Consider the following 25,768-nt stretch of genomic DNA (forward strand, 5'->3'; position numbering starts at 1 on the left):
AAATTCGCCCGCCGTAAGGACGCTGGATCGGAGCTGGCGACTCGGAGCATTTGGGTTGCGCTCCCGGGCGTCGCCCCCCAGCTTTGCCCTGTTCGCCATGCGCCTCTCCTGCCGCACCTGGCTCCTCCGAGTCGCCGCGCTCTCGGCCTTGTCCTGGGGGCTCTCCTGCGAGGATCAGCTCATCCAGACGGCCGCCCGACCCCCGGGGAACGCGGGTGTCGGCGGCAGCTCTCCTACCCTCCCGGAGCTCGCCTGCGACGGCGAACCGCCCGCGGCGGAGCTCCCTCCGGGGGCCGCCTTCGGAGAGGGAGAGGAGCTCGCGAGTTCGCCGCTCGTCAGCGCGAGCTACGGGGCGCTGGAGGGTCCCGGTCTCGCCATCACGGGGCGCGATACCTTCCGCGTCTACGTCAACGGGGATCTCATCGCCGCGAGCGAGTCGGCGCGCGCTCCGATCTTCGTGCCCCTCTCCTTGCTTCCAGGAGAGAACGTGATCGCCGTGAGCGTTCACGCCGCAGCGGGGACCCCGGCGGCGCTCGTCCACCTCGACGAGCTCGAGCGCAGCCATGGGAGCGGCAGCGACTGGAAGCTGAGCACCGCGCCGGAAGGAGACTGGACCGCGCCCGGCTACGACGACAGCGGCTGGACGGCGGCGCGCGAGCTGGGGAGCGCTGGAGATCTGCCGGGCTGCGATCCCGAGGCGGCCTTCCCCGCGAGCACGGAGGCTCGCTGGATCGGGCCCGCGCCGGGGACGCGGGGGCCCATCGCCCTCCGCAAGGTGATACGGGTCGAGGCGATCGGCTTTGGCGAGGGCACCACGGGGGGCGCGGGGGCGACGCCCGTGCTCGTCTCGAGCTGGACCGAGCTCGAGAGCCTCGCCCGCTCGGACGAGCCGGCCGTGATCTTGCTCGCCGAAGGCCTCTACGACTTCCGCCGCACGGGATCGGAGGTCCAGGACATCGAGGTCTGCCCCAGCACCTGCTCGGAGGAGCCCGAAAAGACGTTCTATGAGGTCCTCACCGGGGATGCGACCTGCGAGCGTCCGCTCGTCGGGGCGACGCGGAACCATCGCGTCCTCCAGTTCGGCTCCAACAAGACCCTCGTCGGGCTCGGCCGCGGCGCGGCGCTGCCAGGCATGAACATGGATCTCAACCAGAGCGAGAACGTGATCATCCGCAACCTCGCCCTCTACGATCTGAATTCGAACGTGCACGAGGCGGGCGATGCGTTCACGCTGACGCAAGCCTCCCGGGTCTGGATCGATCACACGACCGTCCAACGGATCAGCGACGCCTTCGCCGACGTCCACGCGGGCACGAGCGGGGTCACCTTCTCCTACGGCCACTTCGATGGCAGCAACGAGGCCGAGTGCGGCGGCCGCGAGCGCTGGGCCTGCACGATCACCGACGCCGAGGTGACGATTCACCACTGTCGCTTCGATGAAGTGAGGACGCGCGCCCCCCTCGCCACCGGATCCCGAGCGCGCGCCCACCTCTTCAACAATGTGTTCTCGAACATCTCGGACTGGGCGGTCGGCGCCGCCTGCGCGGGGCAGGTGCTGCTCGAGGCGAGCGTGTTCGAGAACGCCGAGGCAGCGACGCGGCGCTCGGACTGCAGCGACGGGACGGGCCGGGGACTCCTCCTGGCCGTCCCTGGCTCGAACCTCTACCGCGACGAGAGCGGCGTTCACCTGGGCGGAGACGGGGAGCCAGCGGATGACGTCTTCGAGCCCCCTTACGACTACACGCCCGAGCGGGCGAGCGACGCGTTGCCCCAGGTGATCTCTCGCTCCGGCGCCGGAGGGCCCTGGGCGCTGCCGCTCGCGCGCGAGTAGTCGGCGTGCACGTGGCGTGCGATTCGACCTGCGCGTCGTCGGCGGTGGCCACGCAGCCGGGGGCCGCGACGAGGAGGGCGAGGGCGAAGGGCGAGACGCTGCGGAAGAGGGCGATGTGGTTCATGGTTGCTCCCAGCCTTTCTTTCAGGTGTCGAGCGCGTGCGAGCGGCGCCGGGGTGGCCTTCACCCCGCCGCTTCCGCGCCTCACTCCGTCATCCGGAAGGCGGGAGGAAAACCCGACAGAGGATCGATCGTGATCTGCACCAGGGCGGGACAGCGAAGCCGGCGGCCCGAAGGTGGACGCCGGTGGGGTCGTGTCCCCTGGAGCGCGGAGCCGATGAAGCGCCCGCGGGGGCAGCTCGAGGCGCCGGGTTGCGGTAAGGTCGTGGGCCCGGCGCAGGCACGGCGGCGCTCACGGTTGAGCCCGCCCTGTCGCCCCGGCAAGAACACCCCCATGGCCGATTTGAACGATCCCGCGCGCCTCGCCGAGCTGCACCACGTGCTGCTGCGCGACGACGCGGACGCCATCCTGGACGCCTGCGTCGAGCGGGCGACCGAGCTCGCCCGGGCGCCGATGGCGCTCGTGAGCCTGGTGGTCCGACACATCCAGCTGTTCCGCGCGCACCGCGGCCTGCCGCCCGACCTGGGCGTCAGCTGCGCGACGTCACGGAGCAGCTCGTTCTGCCAGCTCGTGGTGCGCCACGAGGAGCCGCTCGTGGTCGAGGACGCCGTGCACGACGAGCGCGTGCCCAAGGAGCTGGTGGAGCGTTATGGCATCCGCGCGTACGCGGGTGTGCCGGTGCGGGTGCGCCGGCACGTGGTCGGCTCGCTCTGCGTGATCGACCTCGTCCCGCGCACGTTCGAGCCCGGCGTCATCGAGGGCCTCCATCGGCTCGCCGCCGAGGCCGGCGCGCGGATCGAGGCGCTGGAGAGCGACACGCCGCCGCCGAGCCGCACCGCGAGGGAGCGCCTCGCCCGGTTCGGGCAGACCGCGCGTGCGCTGGAGCGCGCGCTCATGGCCATCGCTCCCGTGATCGCCGAGGCGCAGCGCGCGGCGACGACGCTGCCGGAGGCGCCGCAGCTCGCGCCGAGCCCGGACGATCTTCGCGCGGCGGTCGACTGCTACCGGGACATGTTCGCGATCGCGGCCGAGCTGGCCGACGACGCCATGGCCCTCTCGCGCTCCGCTCCGGCCGAGGCGGCGTCCGAGCTCGCCCAGGCGACGCGGTCCCTCACGCGGGATATGGTCGAGATCAGCCCGCTCGTCCGGCTCGCCGAGAGCGTGCTCGGAGGCACGCTCGACGAGGGCGCCGCCGCGAGGGCAGCGCACGTCGTGCGGGACGCGTTCGCGGCGCACGAGACAGCGACCGCCGCGGTGCGCCGGATCATCACCACCGTCGAGCGCGCGCCGACAGGGGAGGCGTGGTGAAAGGCCGAGCGTACCAGCTGCTCCGCTCCTGTCTCGGCGACAAGGACCCTCCGAACGCGCGCGACGCGTTCATCTATGCGCGGGTCATCATGCGCGCGCGCGTCGTGCCCGAGGAGATCACGCCGACGCTCGACGACCCCGCCATCGAACGCCGGCTCGAGAGCGCGCTGCAAGACATCGTCCGCCGCGCGTAGGGAGGGGCCGCCGGCCCCTCGCGCCGTCAGGCTCCGAGAGAGACGCCCACGGGTGGAGTGAAGGGTGATCCCGCGCGGGATCGCGCGGATCGCGAATCGCGCGGGTCGCGAATCGCGCGGATCGCGCGTCCAGGAGAGTGCAGGCCTCGGCGGCTCTCCCACTTTCACCTTCACCCATCGCGCCACGCCTGCTATGCAGCGGGTTGCGTTCTTTGCCGATGTCCTTGCTTGACGCCCGCGATAGAGGCCGGGCGCGCCGTGCGAGGCGCCTTCCTTGGAGAACTACGATGATCCATGACTTGACCCCCGGACTGTTCACCGGGCCGAAGTGGACGCGCGGCCTTCTGCAGCTCGCCCTGCCGGCGATGATGCTGCTCGCGTGCGGAGGCCCGTCGGAAGACTCGGCATCAGGCGGCGGCAACGCACCGAGCGTGGCGTCGGCGTCGACTTCCTCGAGCGGCGGTGTCGACACGACGGCGTCGGCCTCCTCGGGCGGCAACGGCGGCTCGGGCGGCAACGGTGGCTCGGGCGGCAACGGTGGCTCGGGCGGCAACGGCGGCTCGGACGGCAACGGCGGCTCGGGCGGCAACGGTGGCTCAGGCGGCAACGGTGGCTCGGGCGGCAACGGCGGCTCGGGCGGCAATGGCGGCTCGGGCGGCAATGGCGGCAATGGCGGCTCGGGCGGCAATGACGGCTCAGGCGGCAACGGCGGCTCAGGCGGCAACGGCGGCGACGATGCGTCGACCGTGGCCTCCTCGTCGGCCTCCTCGTCGGCCGCCGCGGGCGGCACGAACGGCACGGGCGGCACGGGCGGCGCCGGCGGCGACGATGCGTCGACCGTGGCCTCCTCGTCGGCCGCCGCGGGCGGCGCCGGCACGTCGACGTCGACGGTGACGTCCTCGTCAGCCTCCTCGAGCGGCGCCGGTGGCACGGGCGGCGGCGATGCCTCGACGTCCACCGTGGCCTCCTCCGGCAGCGGCGGCGCGGGTGGCGGCGATGCCTCGACGTCGGCCGTAGCGTCCTCGTCGGCCTCCTCGGGCGGCGCCGGCGGCATGGGCGGCGGCGATGCCTCGACGTCGAGCGTGACAACCACCTCGAGCGGCACGAGCTCGACCACCTCGACCGGCACGGGCCCCCTCGCGAGGACGCCGGTGGAGCGGCACGGCCGCCTGAGGGTGATGGGCAACCGCGTCGTCGACGAGCACGGCGAAGAGCTCCAGCTCAAGGGCATGAGCATGTTCTGGAGCGTCTGGGAGGGAGAGAAGTTCTACAACGCTTCCGCCGTCGACACGCTCGTGAACGACTGGGATGCGACCGTCGTCCGCGCCGCGATGACCGCCAACATATCGGGGCTCGGCTACGTCAACAACCCGGACGCGGAGAAGCGGAAGGTCAAGGCGATCGTCGACGCCGCCATCGCCAGAGGCATCTACGTGCTCATCGACTGGCACGATCACGACGCGGTCCAGCCCCGGAACAAGGAGGCCGCGAAGCGCTTCTTCCGGGAGATGGCGACGGAGTACGGCGACGAGCCCGCCGTGATCTTCGAGGTGTTCAACGAGCCCGACACCGAGACCTGGGCGCAGGTGAAGGCGTATGCCGAGGAGGTGATCCGGGAGATCCGCGGCGCCGGCTCCGACAACCTCGTGATCGTCGGGTCGCCGACCTGGTCGCAGGACGTGGACGTCGCCGCCGACAACCCGATCACGAGCTACGACAATATCGCCTACACGCTCCACTTCTATGCGGCGACGCACAAGGATGGGCTGCGCGCCAAGGCGACGACCGCGATGACCAAGGGCCTCGCGCTGTTCGTCACCGAGTGGGGCACCTGCGCTAGCACCGGGGACGGCGCGCTGGATCTCGCCGAGGCGCAGCGGTGGCTCGACTTCATGGCCAGCAACAGCATCAGCTGGCTCAACTGGTCCATCGTCGACAAGGCCGAGTCCTGCGCGGCGCTCAGGCCCGGAGCGAGCGCCGGCGGCCCGTGGTCGGATGGCCAGCTGACCGAGTCGGGGCGGTGGGTGAAGCAGAAGATCCAGGCGCCTTGACGCGGGAAGCCCGCCGAGGGGCGCCGTCGAGGACGGGGGCGCTCCGCCCGGGCCGGTCGCGCGGCGCCACGTCGCCTCGGGCGCGCGGACAGCGAAGCTCCCGCGGCGCGCTTTCCGTTCCTTCGAGGCCTCCTCGAAGACCAGAGTCTAGCCCTCTCGCCTTCGCCTCGTTCACCAGGCGATCCGCGCTCGATCGGCTCACTCCCGCGCTTCCTCATCGACGACATTGCCCGAACTCGGTGGATGAGTCAGGGTTTCGGCGACGCACACGGCCGCGCCTGCTCGGCGCGGTGACGGCGCGATGAAGGGATATGTCCTGTCCCTTCATCCCACTTCGTCCGGTCCTCGACAGAGGTCGTCTTCTCCCTCGAATCCCCCGCGCGAGCCGATGCGCTCGCGACACGGGGAGACGCCCGGCCGAGACGAGACAGGACGAGACGTCGATGCGCGCCCTGGACACGCGCTGTCTTTCTGAAGATCGGATGGCTTGAAGAGACTCGAACGATGCCGGGCGGAACCCCGTCGAGCGTCGGCGCTCGCGACATCCGCTCATCGCAGGACGGACGAACACGCAGGCGACCCGCGGTGTCCCGCGAGGACGCTGGCTCGCTCCGCCTGTCATTCACTCGCGCAGCAGCGAAGGAGGCTTCCTCGTGATGGTTAGAGCTCGTTCTGGAGACCCGCGCACGGGCGAGATCGGGGCGTGGATCCTCGGCGTCCTGATGGGTCTATCGTCAACCGCCGGCTGCTGGCCCGAGGGACGCGAGCCTCCGTGCTCGGGATGCGCGAGGCCCGGACCGTCTTCGTCGCTCGGGGACGGCGGGGCTTCGTCGCTCGGGGACGGCGGCTCATCGTCGCTCGGAGGCGGCGGGGCTTCGTCGCTCGGGGACGGCGGGTCCTCGTCGCCGGTCACACCCGGGAGCGGTGAGTCGCCGTCGGATCCGCCGGGCGACGGCGCGACGCCTACGCCAGCCGCTCCGCCGCCGTCCGTCGGCTCGCTCCGGGGCGTCGCCGTCCCGGAGCCGCGCGACCTGTCCCGCTACGTCAAGAGCAGGGAGACGGCCGTGGCCCTCGGAAAGGCGCTGTTCTGGGACATGCAGGTCGGCAGCGACGGCGTGGCGTGCGCGACGTGCCACTTCCACGCCGGCGCCGACCACCGCAAGAGAAACCAGATCAACCCGGGTATCAACAACCAGGATCCCGAGCGGCGCACGCGGTTCGAAGCCACGAGGTCGGACGGGAAGGGCGGACCGAACTACGCGCTCGTGGCGAGCGACTGGACTTTCCGCCGCGACTTCCCCGCGGATGCCGACGACGTCATCTCTTCGCAGGGGGTGTTCCACGCTCGATTCAACGGCATCGTGCCCGAGAGCGAGAAGGACGACTGCACGCTGCTGCCGGACGTCTTCCAGGTGCAAGGGGTGAACGTGCGGCGCGTCGAGCCGCGGCAGACGCCCACGGTCATCAACGCGGTGTTCAACTTCCGCAACTTCTGGGACGGACGCGCAAGCAACCATTTCAACGGAGTGAACCCGTTCGGCAGGCGAGATCCGGACGCCGCCGTCCACGCGGTGCGCGACGGCGTCCTGGTCCGCGAGAGGGTCGACCTGGAGAACTCGAGCCTCGCGTCTCAGGCCGTGGGCCCGCCGATCAACCCCTTCGAGATGTCGTGTGAGGGGAGGACGTACGCTGACGTCGCCGCGAAGCTCTTGCCGCGCAGGCCGCTCGCTGGCCAGATCGTGGACCCGACGGACAGCATCCTCGGTGAGCTCCGCGATTCGAGCGGAAAAGGGCTCGCTCCGTCCTATGGGGAGCTCGTCGAAGAGGCCTTCGTGGACGCGTACTGGCGGTCGGATCAGCGCGTCGGCGATCGGTCGCTCGTGGAGGCGAACTTCTCGCTCTTCTTTGGCCTCGCCATCCAGCTCTACGAGGCCACGCTCGTGTCCGACAACAGTCGGTTCGATCGCTTCGCCGACGGGGACAGCGCCGCCCTGAGCGACGAGGAGCGCGCGGGGCTCGCGATCTTCCAGGGCAAGGGCAGGTGCATCAATTGCCACCATGGCCCCGAGTTCACCAGCGCCGCCACCCGCCTGCAGCGTGAGGAGCAGGTGGGCGGTTTGATCTCGCGGATGCGGGTCGGGGACGGCGGCGCCGCGCTGTACGACAGGGGCTACTACAACATTGGCGTTCGGCCAACCGAGGAGGACATCGGCGCCGGAGGGGTCGACCCCTTCGGTCATCCGTTCTCGTTCGCGCGGCAAGGGAAGCTGCTAGCCGCGGGCGAGGGCGCCCCGGACGTATTCGGCATCGACCCGGCGTCGTTCGAGGTCGAACCAGGGGTGCCGATCGCGCCGCTCGAGCGCGATGCGGTCGACGGCGCCTTCAAGGTCCCGACGCTCCGGAACATCGAGCTGACGGGCCCCTATTTCCACAACGGAGGCGCGCTGACGCTGCGGCAAGTCGTCGAATTTTATAACGGTGGCGGCGGCCGGCGAGAACGGGAGGGCGGTGACACCACCGGATTTGGGAGCAATGGGACGAACCTGGCCCCGAACATTCAGCCGCTCGGGCTGACGGAAGATGAGAAGAAGGCGCTCGTGGCGTTCCTGGCGACGCTCACGGACGAGCGGGTCCGGTTCGAGGAGGCGCCGTTCGATCACCCGCAGCTGTTCGTCGTCGACGGTCACTTCTGGAATGAATGGACCGTGGTGGATGACGGCACGGGGCGTGCTCGCGAGAAGATCAAGGAGGTGCCGGCGGTCGGCGCCGCGGGGCGCAGGCCGAAGGACCTCCCTGGGCTTGCGCCTTTCAACCCGCTCTGAGCGGCCGGGCCGCCCCAACACGGCGGCGGCGATCCCAACCTGGGTCGGCGATCCCAACCTGGGTCGGGCAATCTCAACCTGGGTCGGGTCGCCGCAACCTGGGTCGGGTCGTCTGAGCGGCCCGGCGATCCCAACCTGGGTCGGGTCGCCGCAACCTGGGTCGGGTCGCCACCGCTCAACCTGGGTCGGGTCGCCTGATCGCCTCAACCTCGGTCGGATCGCCAACCCGGGTTGGATCGCTCTGCGGCCCGAACCTGAGTCGTGTTGCCGGTTCCGCTCAACCTGGGTCGGGCAATCTGAGTCGTGTTGCCGGTTCCGCTCAACCTGGGTCGGGCAATCTGCCTCAACCTCGGTCGGGTCGCCTCAACCTCGGTCGGCTCCCCCTGCCTTCCTCCGGAGCGCCGCGAGCCTCGACGGCCGCACAAGCAGCCCGCCCACCGTCTGATCCGCGACGAGCGCCGCGATCTGCTCCGGCCCGTAGCCCAGCGCCGCCGGATCGCTGGCCGCGAGCGGATGCACGCGCGCTCCTCCCCCTGGACGGCACCAGTTCTGCACGCTCTCGTCCTGCGCCAGCACCGTCAGCGCGCACAGGTAGGCGTCCACCTCCCGGAACCTCCCCTCCCCCATCCCGCGCCCCACCATCGCCGCCACGGCCTGGGTCAGCGCGCGCCGCTCGGCCCAGTACGTCGCGAACGCCGCCGGATCCCGCTCGCTGAACCGGTGGATCTCCGTGATCTCCAGCGGAAACCCGCACACCGTCTGCACGTCGAAGCGCACGAAGCGCCATAGCTGCACGTCCGCCGTCTCGCCCGTCGCCTCGAGGCTCCGCGCGTACGACAGCGGCAGCCGGTTCACCTGCTGCAGGATCTCCGCGACGATCAGCTCCTTGCGCCGGAACCAGTAGTACAGCGACGACTGTCGGAGCCCCGCCGCCTGCGCGACCTCCAGCATCGACACCTCGGCCACCCCCCGCTCGGCGAACAGCCGGCCCGCCACCTGCAGAATCTGCTCCCGTGGCGCGAGATCGCTCCGCTGCGGCGCCTTGCGCGGCCGGCCCATGCGGCGCGGGCTCCCCTCGGCCTTCTGCTCGCCTCCGGCGTTCCGCCCCCCTTCCGCCGGCTGCCTTCCTTCGGCGCTGCGCCTGCCGCCGGTCTTCGGAGGAGGAGCCATCTCTGTCTTCATCGTCATCGTCCGAGTTGGCCACCACGCAGCCGCGCGATCGCCGTCGCGCCCTCATGCCGCCTCGCCCTCCCGCGCGTCAATCGGCTCCGCGCTCGCCCCCTGCGCCATCCGCTCTTCATCACCCAATCCACCACCCACACCGCCACCAAGAAAATTCACTACTTCCGGGAAAAAGCGCTCGCGCCCTGCATTTTACCCTCACGAAACAGCCTGGAAACCCTGGCCCCGGATAGTCGACCCGTAGTTTCGATTGTCTATCGAAAGTGAGGCGGGCAATGTCTGAAACGGCCACAACGTACGCCGCGCGCGAGCACGCGCGCGCCCAGGAAGGCAGCGTCGTCGAGACGCAACCCACCGTGCCGAGCACGTCGATCGGCGATCCGCCGGCGGGCGTCGAAGCGCGCGACGTCCTCTGGGAGGAGACCCTCGGCGCCGGCGGTTACGCGGCGCGCACGCTCCCCGTCGGCAGCCGGCTCCGGCTCGTCGACCTCGAGGGCGACACCTGCGTCGCCCTCGTGCTCCACCGCGCGGACCGCCCCATCGAGCGGCTCTGCCTCCCCGACACCGTGAAGCTCCAGTGGCAGGCCTATCCGGGCCCCGGCTACCTGCTCCTCTCGGACATGGGGCGCGTCCTCGCCTCCCTCCTCGAGGACACCGCGGGCCGCCACGACACCTTCTGCGGCACCTCGCTCCCGGGGGAGATCGAGTCCCGCCACGGCAGCGACGCCCACGGCGGCGCCCTCCGCTCCGGCCGCGAGCGGCTCCTCCTCGCCCTCGCCAAGCACGGCCTCGCCGAGCGGGACCTGCCCACGGCCATCAACCTCTTCAAGGGCGTCCGCATCGAGGCCGACGGCGCCATCACCTTCCTGCCCGACTCCTCCCGGCCGGGCGCCCACGTGCTGCTCCGCGCCGAGCAGGACGTCCTCGTCAGCGTCGCCGTCGCGCCGCACCGCCTCGACCCGCGCCCGGCCTACCGCGCCGGCAAGGTTCGCCTGACCGCGTGGCGCGGCCGCCCCCCCGCCGACGACGACCCCGTGCGCAACGCCTCCCCCGAGGCGCGCCGCGCCTTCGAGAACACCGCCGAGGAGCTCGCGCTCGGCCTCCGGGCAGGAGGCGCGCGATGAGCCCCGCCGCCACCCCCGGGAAGCCGGTCGCCGCCCTGCGCGACCCCGCCCTCGCCGGCCTGTCCGGCGCCCTCGTCTCCGACGAGATCGTCCCGGCGCGCGCGCCGTGGGCCAAGATCGTCCGCGCCGGCGAGATCGTCCGCGTCATCGACCTCGAGGGCAACCAGGCCGTCGACTTCCTCGCTTACGTCCTCGCCGACACCGCCGAGCGCTACAGCGCCGCCGACACGATCGCCGCCCAGCGCAACATCTTCCTCACCACCGGCGCGCGGCTCCGCTCGAACCGCGGCCGCGTGATGATGACCGTCACCGACGACAGCTGCGGCCGCCACGACACCTCGGGCGGCGCCTGCTCGTGCGAGTCGAACACCGTCCGCTACGGCCACCACACCAAGCACCAGCACGCCTGCGTCGAGAACTTCCTCCTCGCCGCCGCGCCCTACGGCCTCGGAAAGCGCGACCTCGTCGGCAACATCAACTGGTTCATGAACGTGCCCGTCGAGGCCGACGGCACCCTCGGCATCGTCGACGGCCTCTCCGCGCCCGGCAAGCACGTCGACCTCCGGGCCGAGCTCGACCTGCTGCTGCTCGTCTCGAACTGCCCGCAGATCAACAACCCCTGCAACGCGTTCAACCCGACCCCGATCCGCGCGGTGGTGGTGCGGCCATGAGCGCCATGACCCCGCCCTTCCGCCGCGTCCTCGTCGCCAACCGCGGCGAGATCGCGTGCCGGATTCTCCGCACCCTGAAGCGCCTCGGCGTCGCGTCGGTCGCCGTGTTCTCCGACGCCGACCGCGCCGCCCTCCACGTGCGGCTCGCCGACCACGCCGTCCGCCTCGGCGGCCAGACCCCCGCCGAGAGCTACCTCCGCGTCGACGCCGTGCTCGACGCCGCCCGCCGCGCCGGCGCCGACGCGATCCACCCAGGTTACGGTTTCCTGAGCGAATCCGAGGGCTTCGCGCGTGCCGTCGAAAACGCGGGCATCGTCTTCATCGGCCCGACGCCGGGCCAGATGGAGGCCTTCGGGAGCAAGCACCGGGCGCGGGAGCTCGCCGTCGAGGCGGGCGTGCCGCTCCTGCCGGGCACCGGCGTGCTCCGGGACGCGGATCACGCCGCCGCCGAGGCCGCGGCCATCGGCTACCCCGTGCTGCTCAAGGCGAGCGCCGGGGGCGGCGGCATCGGCATGGCCCGCTGCGACGGGCCGGCGGAGCTCCCCGCCGCGTTCGAGCGGGTCCAGCGCCTCGCCCGCTCGAATTTCGGCTCGGGCGAGGTGTTCCTCGAGCGCTTCCTCGCGGCGCCCCGGCACGTCGAGGTCCAGATCGCCGGCGACGGCCGCGGAAGCGTGCTCGTCCTCGGCGATCGCGACTGCTCGGTCCAGCGCCGCAACCAGAAGGTCCTCGAGGAGGCGCCCGCGCCCGACCTGCCGCCGCGGCTGCGCTCCGCCCTCGCGGAGTCGGCCCGCGCCCTCGCCGCGAAGGTCGCCTACCGCAACGTGGGTACGGTCGAGTTCCTCGTCGATCCCGCCCGCGCCGAGCACTACTTCCTCGAGGTCAACACGCGCCTCCAGGTCGAGCACGGCGTGACCGAGCTCTGCACCGGCGTCGATCTCGTGGAATGGATGCTGCGCATCGCCGCGGGCGACACCGCGTTCTTCGCCGGCGGCGACCCGGCGCTCCGCGGCCACGCGATCGAGGCCCGCCTCTACGCCGAGGACCCGGCGCGGGGCTTCCTGCCAAGCGCGGGCCTGCTCACCGAGGTTCGCACCCCCGAGGGCGGGGGCGTGCGGGTCGACGGGTGGGTCGAGACCGGCACCGAGGTCTCCGCGCTCTACGATCCGCTGCTCGCCAAGCTCCTCGTGCACCGCGCGGACCGGGCCGCGGCCGTCGCGGCGCTGCGCGGCGCCGTCGAGGAGACCCGGATCGGCGGGATCGAGACCAACCGCGAGTGGGTCGCGGTCGCGCTCGATCACCCCGATTTCCGCGGGGTCCGGCACCACACGGGCACGTTCGCGTCGCTGCCGTTCCGCCCGCCGACGATCGAGGTGACCGCCTCGCCGGGCGCGGTGACCGTGCAGGACTGGCCCGGGCGCCTCGGCCTGTGGTCGGTCGGCGTCCCGCCGAGCGGGCCGATGGACGACCTGTCGTTCCGGCTCGGCAACCGCGTCGTGGGCAACCTCGGTGGCGCCGCCGGGCTCGAGTGCGAGGTCCACGGGCCCACGCTGGTCTTCCACCGGCGCGCCGTCGTGTGCGCCGCGGGCGCCGCGATGCGCGTGCTGGTCAACGGCACCGAGGTTGCGCCGTGGACGCCGGTCGAGGTCGCGCCGGGCGCCACCGTGGCCTGCGGGCCGGTGCGGGGGCCGGGCGCGCGCGCCTACCTGCTCGTCCGCGGCGGCATCGACGTGCCGGCGCACCTCGGCAGCCGCGCCACGTTCACCCTCGGCGGCTTCGGCGGCCACGCCGGCAGGCCGCTCCGCCCCGGCGACGTGCTGCGCCTCGGCGAGGAGGTCGACCCCTCCCTCGACCCCGGCGCGCTGCCGCCCGAGGCCCGGCCGGAGATCGGCAGATCCTGGGAGCTCGCCGTGCTCGACGGCCCGCACGGCGCGCCGGACTTCCTCACGCGCGACGGGATCGAGCAGCTCTACGAGGCCGAGTGGGAGGTCCACTACCACTCGGCCCGCACCGGCGTCCGCCTCGTCGGGCCCGCGCCGAAATGGGCGCGCACCGACGGCGGCGAGGCCGGGCTGCACCCCTCGAACCTCCACGACAACGCCTACGGGATCGGCGCTGTCGACCTCACCGGCGACATGCCTGTCCTCCTCGGCCCCGACGGCCCGAGCCTGGGCGGGTTCGTGTGTCCGCTCACGGTCGCTGCGGCCGAGCGGTGGAAGCTCGGCCAGCTGAGCGCCGGGGACAAGGTGCGGTTCCGGTCGATCGTGCCCGCGGAGGCCGACGCGCTGGCGCAGCGGTGCGACGCCCTCGTGGCCCTGCGCGGCGGAGCCACGAAGGAGGCGCCCGCGCCGCTCGCGCCGGCCGCGCCGAGAAGGCCGCGCGGCGAGCCCGTGCTGGGGCGTGTGCCGGCGCGCGACGACCGGCCCGCGGTGGTCTTCCGCCAGAGCGGCGACCGCTACGTGCTCGTCGAGTTCGGCCCGCCGGTGCTCGACATCGACCTGCGCGTGCGCGCGCACCTGCTCATGGCGCGGATCGAGGAGCTCCGCCTACCCGGCGTCGTCGACCTGACGCCCGGGATCCGCTCGCTCCAGGTGCACGTCGACGGCGCGCGCCTCACCGTGGCCAAGGCCCTCGACGTGCTCCGCGAGGTCGAGGCCGACCTGCCCGCCCAGGCCGAGGTCCGCATCCCGAGCCGCGTCGTCCACATGCCCCTCAGCTGGGACGACCCGGCGACGCGCGAGGCGATCGAGCGCTACATGCGCGCGGTCCGCGACGACGCGCCCTGGTGCCCGAGCAACCTGGAGTTCATCCGCCGGGTCAACGGGCTGCCCGACATCGCGGCGGTCCAGGAGATCTTCCTCGCGGCGAGCTACCTCGTGCTCGGCCTCGGCGACGTGTACCTCGGCGCGCCGGTCGCGACGCCGCTCGATCCGCGCCACCGGATGGTCACGACCAAGTACAACCCGGCGCGCACGTGGACGCCCGAGAACGCCGTCGGCATCGGCGGCGCGTACCTGTGCATCTACGGCATGGAGGGGCCGGGCGGGTACCAGTTCCTCGGCCGCACGGTGCCGGTCTGGAGCCGCCACCGGCCGTTCCGGCAGACCACGCGCGAGCGGCCCTGGCTCCTGCGCTTCTTCGACCAGCTCCGCTTCCACCTCGTGTCGGCGGAGGAGCTGCTCGAGCTCCGCGCCGACATGGTGGCCGGGCGCGGCGAGGTGCGCATCGAGGAGACCACGTTCGACCTGGGCGAGCACCACCGCTTCCTCGCCGAGAACGCCGGGCCCATCCGCGCGGCGCAGGCGCGGCAGCGGGCGGCGTTCGACGCCGAGCGCGCCCGCTGGGAGGCGGACGGCGAGTTCGACCGCGTGCGCCGCGCGGGCGCCCGGCTCGAGGGCGCACAGGCCGCCGCCGACGACGCCATCCCCGCCGGGGTGCTGCCGGTGACGGCGCCGCTCACCGCGTGCGTGTGGAAGGTCGACGTGGCCGAAGGGCAGCGCGTCGAGGCGGGCCAGCGCCTGGCCGTGCTCGAGGCGATGAAGATGGAGTTCCCCGTGGTGGCCGACGTGGCCGGAGCCGTCGGCTGGATCGGCTGCCGCCCGGGCCAGATGGTCAGCGCGGGCCAGCCGCTCGTGGGGGTGTCGGCCGATGCGTGACCCCATCTCGACCGCCGCGCCGGCCTCTGCGCCGGCCGCGGAAGATCGCGGCGACGCCGAGGACCTCGCCCGCCTCGGCTACCGCCAGGAGCTCCGGCGGGACCTGGGCAGCCTGTCCGCCTTCGCCGCGGGCTTCTCGTACGTCTCGATCCTCACGACGGTCTTCCAGCTCTTCGTGATCGGGTACGCCTTCGGCGGGACCCGGTTCTTCTGGACGTGGCCGGTCGTCTTCCTGGGCCAGCTCGCCGTCGCGCTCAACCTCGCCGAGATGGGCTCGCGCTACCCCGTGGCCGGCTCGGTGTACCCGTGGGGGCGGCGCGTCTGGGGCGGCGCGCCGGGGTGGCTGGCGGGCTGGCTGAAGCTCGTCGGCGACGTCGTGAGCGTCGCCGCGGCGGCCATCGCGCTGCAGGCGATCTTGCCGAGCGTTTGGAGCGGGTTCCAGTTCCTTGGAGGCGACCCGTCGCTCACCTCGCGCGACGGCGCCGCGAACGCCGTGCTGCTCGGCGCGGGGCTCATCGTGCTGACGACGGCGATCAACATGGCCGGGGTGAAGGTGATGGCCTGGGTCAACGACATCGGCGTGATGGCGGAGCTCGGCGGCGTCGCGCTGCTGCTCGTGGCGCTGTTCCTGAGCGCGGTGCGCGGCCCCGGGGTGGTGCTGGAGCCCATCTACGGGCCGCCGTCGTCGCTGGGGACGGGGGTGGCGGGCCTGCTCGCGGCCGCGCTGATGCCGGCGTACGTGCTGTACGGCTTCGACTCGGCCGGCTCGCTGGCCGAGGAGACCCAGAACCCCCGGAGGATCGTGCCAAGGGCGATCCTGAAGGCCGTCGTGGCCTCCGGGGTTGGCGGCGCGCTGCTCCTCCTCGCGGCGCTGATGGCCGCGCCGAGCCTGACCGACGGCCGCCTCGCCACGGAGGGCCTCGCCTACGTGGTCCTCGGCGCGCTCGGCCCGGCCCTGGGCAAGGTCTTCCTCGTCGACGTGGCGCTGGCCGTCTGCGTCTGCACGCTGGCGATCCAGACCGGCGCCTCGCGCCTGGCCTTCTCCATGGCGCGGGACGGCGCGCTGCCGTGCGCGCCGGCGCTGTCGCGCGTCTCGCCGCGCACGAAGACGCCCGTCGCCCCGGCGATCGTGGTCGGCGCGCTCGCGAGCGGCATGCTCGTCGTGAACTACGGCGAGGCGCAGCTGTTCGTGCTCATCACGGAGACGGCCGTGCTCCTCGTGAACCTCTCGTACCTGGTCGTGACGGCGGGGATGCTCCTCCGCCGGCTGCGCGGGTGGTCGGGCCTCGCCGGGGCGCCGGCCGGGGTGTTCTCCCTCGGCCGAGCCGGGCTCGCGCTGAACGCCGCGGCCGTGGCCTGGGGGGTCGCGCTCATCGCGAACATCGCCTGGCCGCGACCCGACGGCGCCGAGGCGACGTGGATGGAGTACTTCCCGGTGATCGGGGTCGCCGCCACGCTCGTGGTCGGGCTCGGGGTGTTCGCCGCGACGCAGCGGCCGGGAGGAGAGCGGGTTGCCATCGGCCAGCCCGGGGAGCGCTCCGCGTCGCTGACCTCCTGAGGCGGGCTGCTCCGGCGGCGAGCTCGAGCGGACCTGAGCGGAGGCCGCCGGAAGCGCCGAAAGGGGCGCGCGCCGGGCGCCCCTTTCACACGAGAGCGCGACGCGGATCAGTCCTCGAATCGGACCTTGTCCATGTAGTAAGGACCGGTGTTGGGGGTCACGGTGAGTGTGAACGTCAGCTTCACGTCACTCGGCCCAGCGTTGAGCGCGCTCAGGATGGGAGCCGGGAGCTCCTCGAACGCGACGGTGTGGAATGCGCCCCGGGTGACGCCAGGGAGCGAGACCCCTGTCAACAGCCTGGAGATGCCGGCGGACGGGATGTCGATCTGCACCTTGAGGATGGGATTGATCGCCGTGGGCGGCAAGGTGACGGGCACGAAGACGTCGACCTTGATCTTGTTCCCGACCGGCGCGAGGCCCGAGGTGCTGAAGCTCGGGCTGATGATCTCGTTGATCCAGGTCGGGTTCCTGATCTCCAGCGACGAGATGCCCTCCCTCACTCGGCCCGTGTGGACCGCGAGCTGTGCCTGCGGCGAGGTCCACGCGCCCGGCGTCTCGAACCCGAGGATCGGGTCGTTGAGCAGGTACTCGGTCATCACCTGCTGGCGGAACGGGAGGAACACGTTGATGAGGGCCGGCGAGATAATGAAGCGCCGCGGACCGCTCGGGTTGCTCGAGTCGACAGGCTCCGTCTTCTCGGAGGTGTGGGTGAAGACCAGCGTGCTCGGGAACGGAGCGGACAGGCCGACATCGAAGTTGCTCGTCCCTGCGCCATCGCGGTCCTGCGGCTCATGGCACCCCGAGCACGCGAGGGTCTGCGCGCGCCCGACGATCTGGTCCGGCGTGAGCGTGCTTCCCATGGCGTCGAGCTTCGCCTGGATATTGCTCTTCAGCGTCGACGTCCCGGTGCCGAACGCGTTCAAGTAGTTGTTCTGGAGCGGAATCATCAGGCTCTCGCCCCCGTTCATCTCATCGGGCAGGGCCGACGGGTAGCCGAAGCGGTTGATATCGTCGGCGGCCGCGAGCCGCTCCACTGCGTCTGGAAAGACGTCGTGCTGGAAGTCCGTGACCCGCGGATCGCTCGATGCGGCGGGCGAGAAGAGCCTCGCGGCCGGGTTGTCCTTGACGAAGGACGGGACGATCATCAGCGAAGGGCTGCTGGTGCCGTGCATGAGCCTGAACTCACGGAGCGACCAGGCGTCCGGCGACGACGCGCCGTTCAGGAACTCGTTGGTTCGGATCTGGCCGCGGTCGGGCCCCGCGGCGTGGCCGTAGTGGTCGACGTGGATGACGGGCTCGAACCCGGGCAGGCCCAGGAGGTAGAAGCTCAGGAGCTCGTTCCTGCGCGTCGTCACGCTCTTCGCGGGATCCGACTGGTTCAGCCAGAACTGGACGACCGGGAGGCAAGCTTGCCGGCCGAGGCTCGGGTTCGGGTTGGGAAGCCGGGCCTCGAAGATGATGAAGTTCCGCTGGAGGCCGTTCGTATCGGGGTGGCCGCCGCGCCTCGCGAAGACGATCCGGTACTCCCCGCAATTGGAGCCGTCCGGCGGGGCGAGGTCGAAGCGGTTCGAGAGGGCCGTGGCCATGTACGCGCTGTCGGCGCTCGGGTTCGCGAAAGGATCGCTCGCGGCTTCGTCCCCCACGGCACGCGGGCAGAGGACAGGCCACCCGTTGATCGAGCCGGTGGGTTGCTCGCTCGGGTTCGGAGAGCCCGGGGGGTGGATATCGGCCGGGTTGGCCGCCACATCGTCGCAGTGCGGGACGGGGAAGAGCCCGGCAGCGCCTGTCCGGTGGGTGTCCATGAACTGACGGAAAATTCACATATGCACCGGGGGGGGCGGGCTCGGGGCGCCCGAGATCAGGGAGCCGCATGACCGTGAGGGCGCGCGGCGCTGACGGACGCCTTGTAGCGCCCGGACGCAGGACAGATGATCCGGCGCGCCCTCGACGACGCCGACCCCGAGGAGCTCGAATGACGTCTCGGCGCGGGGCCTTCCGCCTCAGCTCTGCGATCGGTGCGGGACGATGTCGTTGGCGATGATCTCGCCGAACGGCCCCGTGAGGTTCGGGCTGACGCCTGCGGTCCTCCGCTCGACGGGGAGCCGCGGGAAGAGCAGCTCGGCGACCCGATAGGCCTCCTCGAGGTGCGGGTACCCCGACAGGATGAACGTCTCGATCCCGAGCTCCGCGTACTCCTTCATGCGGCGCGCGACCGTCTCCGCGTCGCCCACGAGCGCCGTTCCGGCGCCGCCGCGCACGAGGCCGACGCCGGCCCAGAGGTTCGGGCTCACCTCGAGGGCGTCGCGCCGCCCCTTGTGCAGCGCCGCCATGCGCCGTTGCCCCTCGGAGTCGAGGCGCCCGAAGGCCTGCTGGGCCGCTGCGATGGTGCTGTCGTCGAGGTGCCGGATCAGGTCGTTCGCGGCGGCCCACGCCGCCTCGGACGTCTCGCGGACGATGACGTGCAGGCGGATCCCGAAGCGCACCGCGCGCTGCTCCGCGGCCGCGCGGCGGCGCACGTCCGCGATCTTCTCGGCCACGGCGGCCGGGGGCTCTCCCCAGGTCAGATAAACGTCGACGTGGCGCGCCGCGAGCCCGTGCGCCGCGGGCGACGACCCCCCGAAGTAGAGCGGCGGGTGCGGCGCCTGGAGCGGCGGAAACAGGATCTTCGCGCCCTTCACGCGCAGGTGCTGCCCCGTGAAGTCGACCGTCTCGCCGGCCATGACACGCCGCCAGATGCCGAGGAACTCGTCGGTGACGACGTAACGCTCGTCGTGCTTCAGGAAGACGCCGTCCCCCTCGGACTCCGCCGGATCGCCGCCGGTCACGACGTTGACGAGCAGGCGGCCGTCCGACAGACGATCGACGGTGGACGCCATGCGGGCGGCCCACGTGGGCGAGACGACGCCCGGCCGCACGGCGACGAGGAAGCGAAGCCGCTGCGTCAGCGGGATCATGGCCGACGCGACCGCCCAGGCGTCCTCGCACGATCGCCCGGTGGGCACCAGCACGCCGTGATAGCCGAGGTCGTCGGCGGCCTGCGCGATCTGACGAAGATAAGGGAGCGTGACGGGGCGCGCGCCCTCGGCAGTGCCAAGGTATCGGCCATCCCCGTGCGTCGGGAGAAACCAGAAGACGTTCATCGATGGAGAAGCTCCTCGCCCGTGAGTCGCCGGGTCAGGCGCGCGAGAGCACGATCCGCACCGCGCACCGCCGCGCGCTGGAGCCCGCGGCGCCGAGGAACCTCGCCGGGCAGTCCGCCGCGACGCCGCTGCTGCCGCAGCAACACCAACTGCTGATCGACTGCTGCTGAAGCAGCAGTCGACCGCTCCTCCACGGATCCTCCCCAGCGGAGCGCCGCGCCTCGACCTGGCACAGGGGCTGCTGGACCGAGGTCACCACCTCGCATCCGTCACAGATGCAATTTTGCATCGAACATAGAATCCTTACGTGCTGACGTGGGTTGTAGAGGAGGCGAAAGAGCCCTCATGATCAGGTACATCTCGTTCACGACGGTCCGCTCCGCGCTGCTGGGCTGCGCAGCTCTCTCGAGCTTGTTGCTGCTCGGGTGCGGCCGCGACGGCGGCGAGGTGGGCGCCACGGGCGAGAAGGCGGCGAACGCCGGACAGGCGGCCGAGGACACGCGGGCGGCGGTGGTGGTGCGGCTGGGGTACCAGAAGATCGGCACGCCGTTTCTCCTCAAGGAGCGCGCGGAGGCCCTGACGAAGGCGCTCGAGGCGAGGAACGCCCGCGCCGAGTGGGTCGAGTTTCAGGCCGGTCCTCCGCTGCTCGAGGCGATGCGCGCGGGCGCCGTGGACGTCGGCCACGTCGGCGAGACGCCGCCGGTGTTCGCGCAAGCGGGCGGCGTGCCCTTCGTTTATGCCGCCACCGACGCGCCGGCGCCCAGGGCCGAGGCGATCGTCGTCAAGAAGGACTCTCCGATCCGCACGCTCGCGGCCTTGAAAGGCAAGCGCGTCGCCCTCAACCGCGGCTCCAACGTGCATTACCTGCTGGTTCGAGCCCTCGAGAGCGCCGGGCTGACGCTGGACGACATCCAGGTCGTCTTCCTGGCGCCCGCCGACGCGCGGACCGCGTTCGAGGGCGGCAATGTCGATGCCTGGGTGATCTGGGATCCCTTCCTGGCAGCGGCCGAGCTCGCCGGGGCCCGTGTCCTCCAGGACGGCGAGGGGCTCGTCGACAACCGCCTCTTCTATGTCGTCCGGCGAGAGTTCGCGGAAGAGCAGCCGGCGATCTTGCAGATCGTGTTCGACGAGTACCGCGCGCTGAGCGCCTGGGAGGACGGGCACCGCGAGGAAGCCTCGCAGATCCTCGCGAGATCTTCGGGGATCTCGTACGAGGCGTTCCTGCGGTCCGAGCACCGGCGCGCGTTCCAGATCCTCCCGATCACGCCCGAGATCGTGCAAAGGCAGCAAGCCATCGCCGATACGTTCCACAAGCTCGCGATCATCCCGCGCGACATCCGCGTCGAGGAGGCGCTCCTGCCGGGCGCCGCGATCGGAGGCGCGCGATGACGGCCGGCGAAGCGCCGATCCCAGGCGGCGCGGCGCGCGGGCTCGGCGTGCGCATCGCGCCCTGGCTGGCCCCGCTGGCGCTCGTGATCCTCTGGGAGGTCCTGTCGCGGCTGCAGATCATCCCGAAGAGTCTGCTGCCGTCGCCCGTCGAGGTGCTCGTTGCCGCCTCGAACGCCACGAGGAGCGGCGATCTGCCCGCGCACCTCGGCGTGAGCGCGCTGCGGGCGGCCGGCGGGCTCGTCGTCGGCGCCGCCGTCGGGCTCGCGCTCGGCCTCGGCACGGGGCTCTCGCGCCCGCTGCAGCTGGTCATCGACGGGCCGCTGCAGATGCTCCGGGCGATCCCCGCGCTGGCGCTCGTGCCGCTCGTGATCCTGTGGTTCGGGCTCGGCGAGGCCGCGAAGCTCTTCATCGTCGCGATCACGGTGCTGTTCCCCGTTTACCTGAACACGTTCCACGGCGTGCGCAGCGTGGATCCGCAGCTCATCGAGATGGCGCGGGTCTACGACGTGCGGGGGTTCGCGCTCTACCGCGAGGTCATCTTCCCGGGCGCGCTCCCCTCGATCCTCGTGGGTCTGCGCTTCGCGCTCGGGCTCTCGTGGCTCGTGCTCATCGTCGCGGAGACCCTCGGCGCGAGCCAGGGCCTGGGCTATGTCGCGATGAACGCCCGCGAGTTCATGCAGATGGATCTCCTCGTGCTCACGATCGTGCTCTGGGCCATCCTCGGCAAGCTGGCCGACTCCCTGGCGCGGTGGCTCGAGCGCCGGCTCCTGCCGTGGCAGCCGCCGCTGCAGCGGCTCGAGGCGAGGTGAGCGAATGAGCGGTTCGGGCGATCAGACCGCCGGCGCGCGCGTCGTGCTGGAGCAGGTCGACAAGCGGTACGGCGACCGGCTCGCGCTCTCGGGCATCGCGCTCGACATCCGCCCTGGCGAGTTCGTGACGATCGTCGGGCGGAGCGGCTCGGGCAAGAGCACGCTGCTCCGCGTCCTGTGCGGCCTCGAGCAGCCGACGCGCGGCGTGGCGCGCGTCCTGGCCTCGCGGGAGGTCGCGGCGCGCGAGGCCGTGCGCGTCGTGTTCCAGGAGCCCCGGCTGCTGCCCTGGCGCACGGTGCTGGAGAACACGTGCATCGGCGGGCCGAGAGGGCGCGACGCGCGCGCGCGCGACGTGCTCGACCGGGTCGGGCTCGGAGATCGGCTGAACGACTACCCGGGCGTGCTCTCGGGAGGTCAGCGGCAGCGGGTCGCCCTCGCGCGCGCGCTCGTCCACGACCCGAAGGTGCTGCTCCTCGACGAGCCGTTCGGCGCGCTCGACGCCCTGACGCGGATCGGGGCGCAGCGCCTCGTCGAGTCGCTGTGGGCGCAGCGCCGCTTCACGGCCATCCTGGTGACGCACGACGTGGAGGAGGCGGTCCTGCTCGGAGATCGCGTGCTGGTGTTCGACGAGGGGCGCATCGTGGAGAGCGTCGCGGTGGATCTGCCGCGCCCCCGGGCCAGGGAGGTGCCGGAGGTCGGCCGCCTCGCTGGCGTGCTCCTCGACGCGATCTTCAGGAGATCCCCGGAAGAAGGGGGGCTGTCGCGGCGCGCCTCGCGCGAGGACGTCTCCAGGCATCCCGCGACCCTCTTGGCCCCCACCGGCCTCGAGATTGCTCGCCATTGACTGGATCCTTATTGACTGGATCCCTCGCTCCGACGCCACGGGCCCCGAAGGAGCGTTCGCACCTTCGAGCTATTTCCAGACGTCGGGCAATCGTACAGCCTAATATTCCTTCGGCCGGTTTCCCTTGGCCGTCCGGCGCACGAGCTTCATCCGCTCGATTCCTCGCGGCTCGAACACGAGCGTCTCGGTCCAAGCCCAGGACTTGCCGCCGGGCCCCGTCGTGCCGGCAGCCTCGTAGTCGACGGTCGTGCGCGTGCCGACGGTGGAGAACGTGAGCTCGACGAGGACCTCCTGCTGATAGGCTGTATCCGGCTTCTGCGAACATCTGCTCGGCATGTCTTCCTGGAACCAGCGGCGCAGGAGCTCCCGGTGTTTGTCCTCGCACTGATAGCCGAAGCCCAGGGCCGAGGTATACGGGCAGTCCAGGTGACCTCTCGCGTCGTCGGTCGGCAGCTCGGCCCACTCGCAGTGGCTCACGAGCTCGGCCGACACATACCCGACGGCCGCGCGCTCAGCCTCCGAGAGGCACGCGACCACGTCCTTGGCGACGACCGGCGTGCAACACCCCTCCGTCCAGTACAGCTTCGTGGGTCGATCGTGCGGCGTGCACGACGACGCATCGACGGTGGCGCTCGGTGCGGGCGCCGACGGCGGCGTCGCGGAGGGTTGCGGGGCGGAGATCGACGATTGGATGGGGATCGAGGTCTGCGCGGGCGCTCCGGACGAGCGCTCTCGCGTGCACGCCGCGACGCACGCTGCCGTGACCAGGATGGCAAAGCGCCTCCGCTCCACGGCGGTCCGTGGGGCCCACGCGCCCGTCACGTCGCCTGCGCGCCGAACGTCGGTGAGCCGTGGCGAGGAGCGGGTGCCGCCTGCGGCTCGTCCGGCGCACAGGCTCGCGGGGCTCGGCGTTCGCGGTGTGCGCACGGGTCCAGCTCAGCAGATGGCCGAGGCGATGGCCAGCGCGGCGCACCGCGACCGCCCGCCTGGTGATCCCCGTCGGGGGGCCTGGTAAGGGTGGCCCAGGAGACCCTCCCTGCATGATGGCTTCGCGGCTCGCGCTCCTCCCCCTCCCGCTTCTCGTCGCTTCGTGTGGTCCCACCGCCGGGTCGGCCCCCGCGGCGCTCGCGCCAGCTTGGGTCGCCATCCCCCCCGCCCCGCAGGAAGCGCTCGCGCGCGTCGCGGGCGCGCCGGCCGTGGATCCCTCGGCCCCGCTGACGTTGCCGATCACCGCGATGCCGCCGCCGGCAACCTGGGTCGAGCCGCCCCTCGGAGAGCAGGAGCGGGCGAGGGCCGGTCGGGACCCGTTCCGCGAGCACACCGAGATCGCCCTCGGCGAGCACGTGGCGATCTTCGCCGCGAAGGGAGGCGGCGCCGATCCCGCGGGCGGACCCTTCGCGGTCGACGAGAAGCTCGGCGTCGTCGGCCCGCTGAAGCTGCCCGCACGCTTCACCTGGGTTGGCGTTGCCGGCCAGCAGATCGACGCGCTCTATGCGGCCACGCCGGAGGGCGCGCTCCACCGCGCCGCCGGCGTCCGCGATGCGCTGAGGGCGGACGGCTTCGAGCCGCGCGGCAGCGTGCCTGGCGCGACGGCCTGGGACGCCGCCGGCCCCCTCATCGCGGCCGCGGCCGGAGAGCGCGTCAGCGTCTCCGCCGACGAGGGCCGCACTTTCACCTCGGCCGTGGTCGCACCCGGCAAGGCGGTGCGCGCGGTGCTCGTGCGACCCGACGGCGTGCTCGCGGCCGTGGTCCAGGCGCCGGCGCGCGGTCAGCAGCCGGCGGCGCCCGACACGTTCCTCTCGCTGGATCGCGGGCAGACCTGGAAGCGCTCTGCGTTCCAGCCGCGCGCGATCGAGCGCGCAGGATCCTGGATCTGGAACGGCGATGCGAGCTGCCCCGCCGTGCTGAGCCGCGACGGCCGGGCGTGGACGAGGACCGCTGCTGCCTCCTTATATACCACGTCCTTGTACGCCCGACCCACGTTGGGCATCGCGCTGCACCTCTCCCCCACGATCCGCGCCATCGAGGCCGGCTGGTTCCGCTCGTCCGTCGCCCCGCCAGCGCCCGAACCGCCCCGGCGCGGCGACGCCGCGGTCGGGCGGGAGCCACGGTGCAAAAGCGACGACGGGGGCGTCGTGGGCGGTATCGGACTCATGGGCGCGGCTGGCGTCTCGTGCGGAGGCGCGCTCTGCCTGCTCGAAAGCGCCGCGCCGCGGCCGCCGCCGACGCGCACACAAATCGCGGCGTTCGGCGACGGGATCTGCGAACCGACGAGCGTGCGACCGCCCGGCAGCGACTGCGCCGGGCACCTCACGCGGCCACCGACGTTCGCGGTCGTCGACCACATCGCGAGCACCGTGACGCCCGTCGCGGCGCCCGAGGGGTGCCCGCAGCCGGTCGCGCTGCACAACGCGGCCGGCATCGGCGTGCTGATCTGCCGCGTTGGCAGCGGCGGCGCGGCCCTCTTCGTGCGGGGCGCGCAAGGTGCATGGCACGCGGAGGGGAGCCAGGCGACCCCGGCCGAGGCGCTCGAGTGGATCGCCGCGGCGCCGGATGGCACGCTGCTTCTGATCGAGCCGACGCCGCCCGCAAGCGCCCGGCAGCGCGAGCCGCTGCAGGCGCTCGTGCGAAGCCCGCTGCCGCTCGGCGCACCGCAAGCGTGGCGCCGGATCACGGCGCCGGACGGCGTCGCGGCGCTTCCCGCTCCCGGCGGCGCGGCGCTCCTCGCGAGCTCGCCCGCGGCCTCGGCTGGCAGGCGCCTCGATGTGACGCTGGATCGCCCAGGGCAGCCGGCGCTCACCCTGGCGCGCGACGTGGAGGTCTACCAGGACCTGACGCTGATGGAGATGCGGGACGGGCAGGTGCGGTTCCGCGTGCGTCCAAATCCTGCGCCGGACGTCAAGGGAAGGCTGGGACCCCCGCCGCCCGAGCCGCGGGATCCGCGCTGGCACGTGCTGACCCACGGCGGCGAGTTCGTGCTGGAGACGCCCACCGGGCCGACGCCTCCGACCGAGGGGCGCCGGCTCGACCCTGTAGGGCGCTAGCACCGCGTCCGCGCGGGCCCTGGGCCG

Annotated in this window: 18 protein-coding genes; 14 read left to right on the forward strand and 4 right to left on the reverse strand. The window is 72.2% G+C overall.

The annotated features are described in order from the left end of the window. Positions 1-97: 97 nt before the first annotated feature. The 5 genes from WMF34_RS25270 (at position 98) to WMF34_RS25290 (ending at position 8,327) form a co-directional block, all read left to right on the forward strand. A complete protein-coding gene (locus WMF34_RS25270) occupies positions 98-1,831 on the forward strand; it encodes a hypothetical protein (RefSeq protein ID WP_157906898.1) in 1,734 nt (577 codons plus the stop codon). Positions 1,832-2,285: 454 nt separating this feature from the next. Continuing rightward, positions 2,286-3,260 carry a GAF domain-containing protein gene (locus WMF34_RS25275; protein WP_437989382.1) on the forward strand — a complete coding sequence of 325 codons (975 nt, stop codon included), beginning with the start codon at positions 2,286-2,288 and terminating at the stop codon, positions 3,258-3,260. Then, positions 3,257-3,454, forward strand: a complete 198-nt coding sequence (locus WMF34_RS25280) for a hypothetical protein (protein WP_157906899.1) — start codon at positions 3,257-3,259, stop codon at positions 3,452-3,454. Before WMF34_RS25275 ends, WMF34_RS25280 begins: the two co-directional genes overlap by 4 nt. Before the next feature lie 287 nt (positions 3,455-3,741). After that, positions 3,742-5,505: a glycoside hydrolase family 5 protein gene (locus tag WMF34_RS25285; RefSeq protein ID WP_437989383.1), complete on the forward strand. Its 1,764-nt coding sequence runs from the start codon at positions 3,742-3,744 to the stop codon at positions 5,503-5,505. 1,064 nt (positions 5,506-6,569) lie between these two features. Further along, entirely contained in the window at positions 6,570-8,327 is a 1,758-nt protein-coding gene (locus WMF34_RS25290) for a cytochrome-c peroxidase (RefSeq protein WP_157906900.1), read from the forward strand. Positions 8,328-8,690: 363 nt separating this feature from the next. Here the strand turns inward: WMF34_RS25290 and WMF34_RS25295 are convergent, their stop codons facing one another. Further along, positions 8,691-9,509 carry a TetR/AcrR family transcriptional regulator gene (locus WMF34_RS25295; RefSeq protein WP_269454196.1) on the reverse strand — a complete coding sequence of 273 codons (819 nt, stop codon included), beginning with the start codon at positions 9,507-9,509 and terminating at the stop codon, positions 8,691-8,693. 275 nt (positions 9,510-9,784) lie between these two features. Between WMF34_RS25295 and WMF34_RS25300 the strand changes: the two genes are divergently transcribed. From WMF34_RS25300 to WMF34_RS25315, 4 genes are read left to right on the forward strand one after another with little or no spacing between them, the layout of a single operon-like run. Next, a complete protein-coding gene (locus WMF34_RS25300) occupies positions 9,785-10,633 on the forward strand; it encodes an urea amidolyase associated protein UAAP1 (protein WP_012237545.1) in 849 nt (282 codons plus the stop codon). Beyond that, positions 10,630-11,304: an urea amidolyase associated protein UAAP2 gene (locus WMF34_RS25305; protein ID WP_437989384.1), complete on the forward strand. Its 675-nt coding sequence runs from the start codon at positions 10,630-10,632 to the stop codon at positions 11,302-11,304. Before WMF34_RS25300 ends, WMF34_RS25305 begins: the two co-directional genes overlap by 4 nt. Further along, the gene (gene uca / locus WMF34_RS25310) at positions 11,301-14,957 is read left to right on the forward strand and encodes an urea carboxylase (RefSeq protein ID WP_437989385.1); all 3,657 of its coding nucleotides are present in this window, start codon (positions 11,301-11,303) and stop codon (positions 14,955-14,957) included. Before WMF34_RS25305 ends, uca begins: the two co-directional genes overlap by 4 nt. Then, positions 14,950-16,515: an APC family permease gene (locus WMF34_RS25315; protein WP_437989386.1), complete on the forward strand. Its 1,566-nt coding sequence runs from the start codon at positions 14,950-14,952 to the stop codon at positions 16,513-16,515. Before uca ends, WMF34_RS25315 begins: the two co-directional genes overlap by 8 nt. Before the next feature lie 107 nt (positions 16,516-16,622). Here WMF34_RS25315 and WMF34_RS25320 read toward each other — a convergent pair whose 3' ends face one another. Next, on the reverse strand, positions 16,623-18,317 hold the full coding sequence (locus WMF34_RS25320) for a hypothetical protein (protein WP_437989387.1): 1,695 nt from the start codon (positions 18,315-18,317) through the stop codon (positions 16,623-16,625). Positions 18,318-18,515: 198 nt separating this feature from the next. After that, positions 18,516-19,655 (reverse strand): FMNH2-dependent alkanesulfonate monooxygenase, encoded by a 1,140-nt coding sequence (gene ssuD / locus WMF34_RS25325; RefSeq protein WP_437989388.1) that lies wholly within the window; start codon positions 19,653-19,655, stop codon positions 18,516-18,518. A gap of 2 nt (positions 19,656-19,657) precedes the next feature. On the opposite strand from ssuD, the gene WMF34_RS25330 reads away from it, so the two are divergent. The 4 genes from WMF34_RS25330 to WMF34_RS25345 all read left to right on the forward strand — a co-directional run bounded on the left by WMF34_RS25330 (position 19,658) and on the right by WMF34_RS25345 (position 22,697). Continuing rightward, positions 19,658-19,825 carry a hypothetical protein gene (locus WMF34_RS25330; protein WP_437989389.1) on the forward strand — a complete coding sequence of 56 codons (168 nt, stop codon included), beginning with the start codon at positions 19,658-19,660 and terminating at the stop codon, positions 19,823-19,825. Positions 19,826-20,000: 175 nt separating this feature from the next. Then, entirely contained in the window at positions 20,001-21,044 is a 1,044-nt protein-coding gene (locus WMF34_RS25335; protein WP_437989390.1) for a sulfonate ABC transporter substrate-binding protein, read from the forward strand. Next, positions 21,041-21,853 carry an ABC transporter permease subunit gene (locus WMF34_RS25340; protein ID WP_012237552.1) on the forward strand — a complete coding sequence of 271 codons (813 nt, stop codon included), beginning with the start codon at positions 21,041-21,043 and terminating at the stop codon, positions 21,851-21,853. Before WMF34_RS25335 ends, WMF34_RS25340 begins: the two co-directional genes overlap by 4 nt. A gap of 4 nt (positions 21,854-21,857) precedes the next feature. Continuing rightward, a complete protein-coding gene (locus tag WMF34_RS25345; RefSeq protein WP_437989391.1) occupies positions 21,858-22,697 on the forward strand; it encodes an ABC transporter ATP-binding protein in 840 nt (279 codons plus the stop codon). 99 nt (positions 22,698-22,796) lie between these two features. Here WMF34_RS25345 and WMF34_RS25350 read toward each other — a convergent pair whose 3' ends face one another. Then, positions 22,797-23,519 (reverse strand): hypothetical protein, encoded by a 723-nt coding sequence (locus WMF34_RS25350; RefSeq protein ID WP_437989392.1) that lies wholly within the window; start codon positions 23,517-23,519, stop codon positions 22,797-22,799. A gap of 218 nt (positions 23,520-23,737) precedes the next feature. Here WMF34_RS25350 and WMF34_RS25355 point away from each other — a divergent pair, with 218 nt between their 5' ends. Continuing rightward, entirely contained in the window at positions 23,738-25,741 is a 2,004-nt protein-coding gene (locus WMF34_RS25355) for a hypothetical protein (protein WP_437989393.1), read from the forward strand. The last annotated feature ends 27 nt before the right edge of the window (positions 25,742-25,768 follow it).

The organism is Sorangium sp. So ce145 (genome assembly GCF_051525985.1).
GTDB classification, from domain to species: domain Bacteria; phylum Myxococcota_A; class Polyangia; order Polyangiales; family Polyangiaceae; genus Sorangium; species Sorangium cellulosum_B.

What these genes read in the sequence shown, in the direction of transcription:
- WMF34_RS25270 (WP_157906898.1), top strand. Translation starts at nt 98, where the DNA reads ATGCGCCTCTCCTGCCGCACCTGGCTCCTCCGAGTCGCCGCGCTCTCG.
- WMF34_RS25275 (WP_437989382.1), top strand. Translation starts at nt 2,286, where the DNA reads ATGGCCGATTTGAACGATCCCGCGCGCCTCGCCGAGCTGCACCACGTG.
- WMF34_RS25285 (WP_437989383.1), top strand. Translation starts at nt 3,742, where the DNA reads ATGATCCATGACTTGACCCCCGGACTGTTCACCGGGCCGAAGTGGACG.
- WMF34_RS25295 (WP_269454196.1), bottom strand. Translation starts at nt 9,509, where the DNA reads ATGAAGACAGAGATGGCTCCTCCTCCGAAGACCGGCGGCAGGCGCAGC.
- WMF34_RS25300 (WP_012237545.1), top strand. Translation starts at nt 9,785, where the DNA reads ATGTCTGAAACGGCCACAACGTACGCCGCGCGCGAGCACGCGCGCGCC.
- WMF34_RS25305 (WP_437989384.1), top strand. Translation starts at nt 10,630, where the DNA reads ATGAGCCCCGCCGCCACCCCCGGGAAGCCGGTCGCCGCCCTGCGCGAC.
- uca (WP_437989385.1), top strand. Translation starts at nt 11,301, where the DNA reads ATGAGCGCCATGACCCCGCCCTTCCGCCGCGTCCTCGTCGCCAACCGC.
- WMF34_RS25315 (WP_437989386.1), top strand. Translation starts at nt 14,950, where the DNA reads ATGCGTGACCCCATCTCGACCGCCGCGCCGGCCTCTGCGCCGGCCGCG.
- WMF34_RS25320 (WP_437989387.1), bottom strand. Translation starts at nt 18,317, where the DNA reads ATGGACACCCACCGGACAGGCGCTGCCGGGCTCTTCCCCGTCCCGCAC.
- ssuD (WP_437989388.1), bottom strand. Translation starts at nt 19,655, where the DNA reads ATGAACGTCTTCTGGTTTCTCCCGACGCACGGGGATGGCCGATACCTT.
- WMF34_RS25330 (WP_437989389.1), top strand. Translation starts at nt 19,658, where the DNA reads ATGGAGAAGCTCCTCGCCCGTGAGTCGCCGGGTCAGGCGCGCGAGAGC.
- WMF34_RS25335 (WP_437989390.1), top strand. Translation starts at nt 20,001, where the DNA reads ATGATCAGGTACATCTCGTTCACGACGGTCCGCTCCGCGCTGCTGGGC.
- WMF34_RS25340 (WP_012237552.1), top strand. Translation starts at nt 21,041, where the DNA reads ATGACGGCCGGCGAAGCGCCGATCCCAGGCGGCGCGGCGCGCGGGCTC.
- WMF34_RS25345 (WP_437989391.1), top strand. Translation starts at nt 21,858, where the DNA reads ATGAGCGGTTCGGGCGATCAGACCGCCGGCGCGCGCGTCGTGCTGGAG.
- WMF34_RS25355 (WP_437989393.1), top strand. Translation starts at nt 23,738, where the DNA reads ATGATGGCTTCGCGGCTCGCGCTCCTCCCCCTCCCGCTTCTCGTCGCT.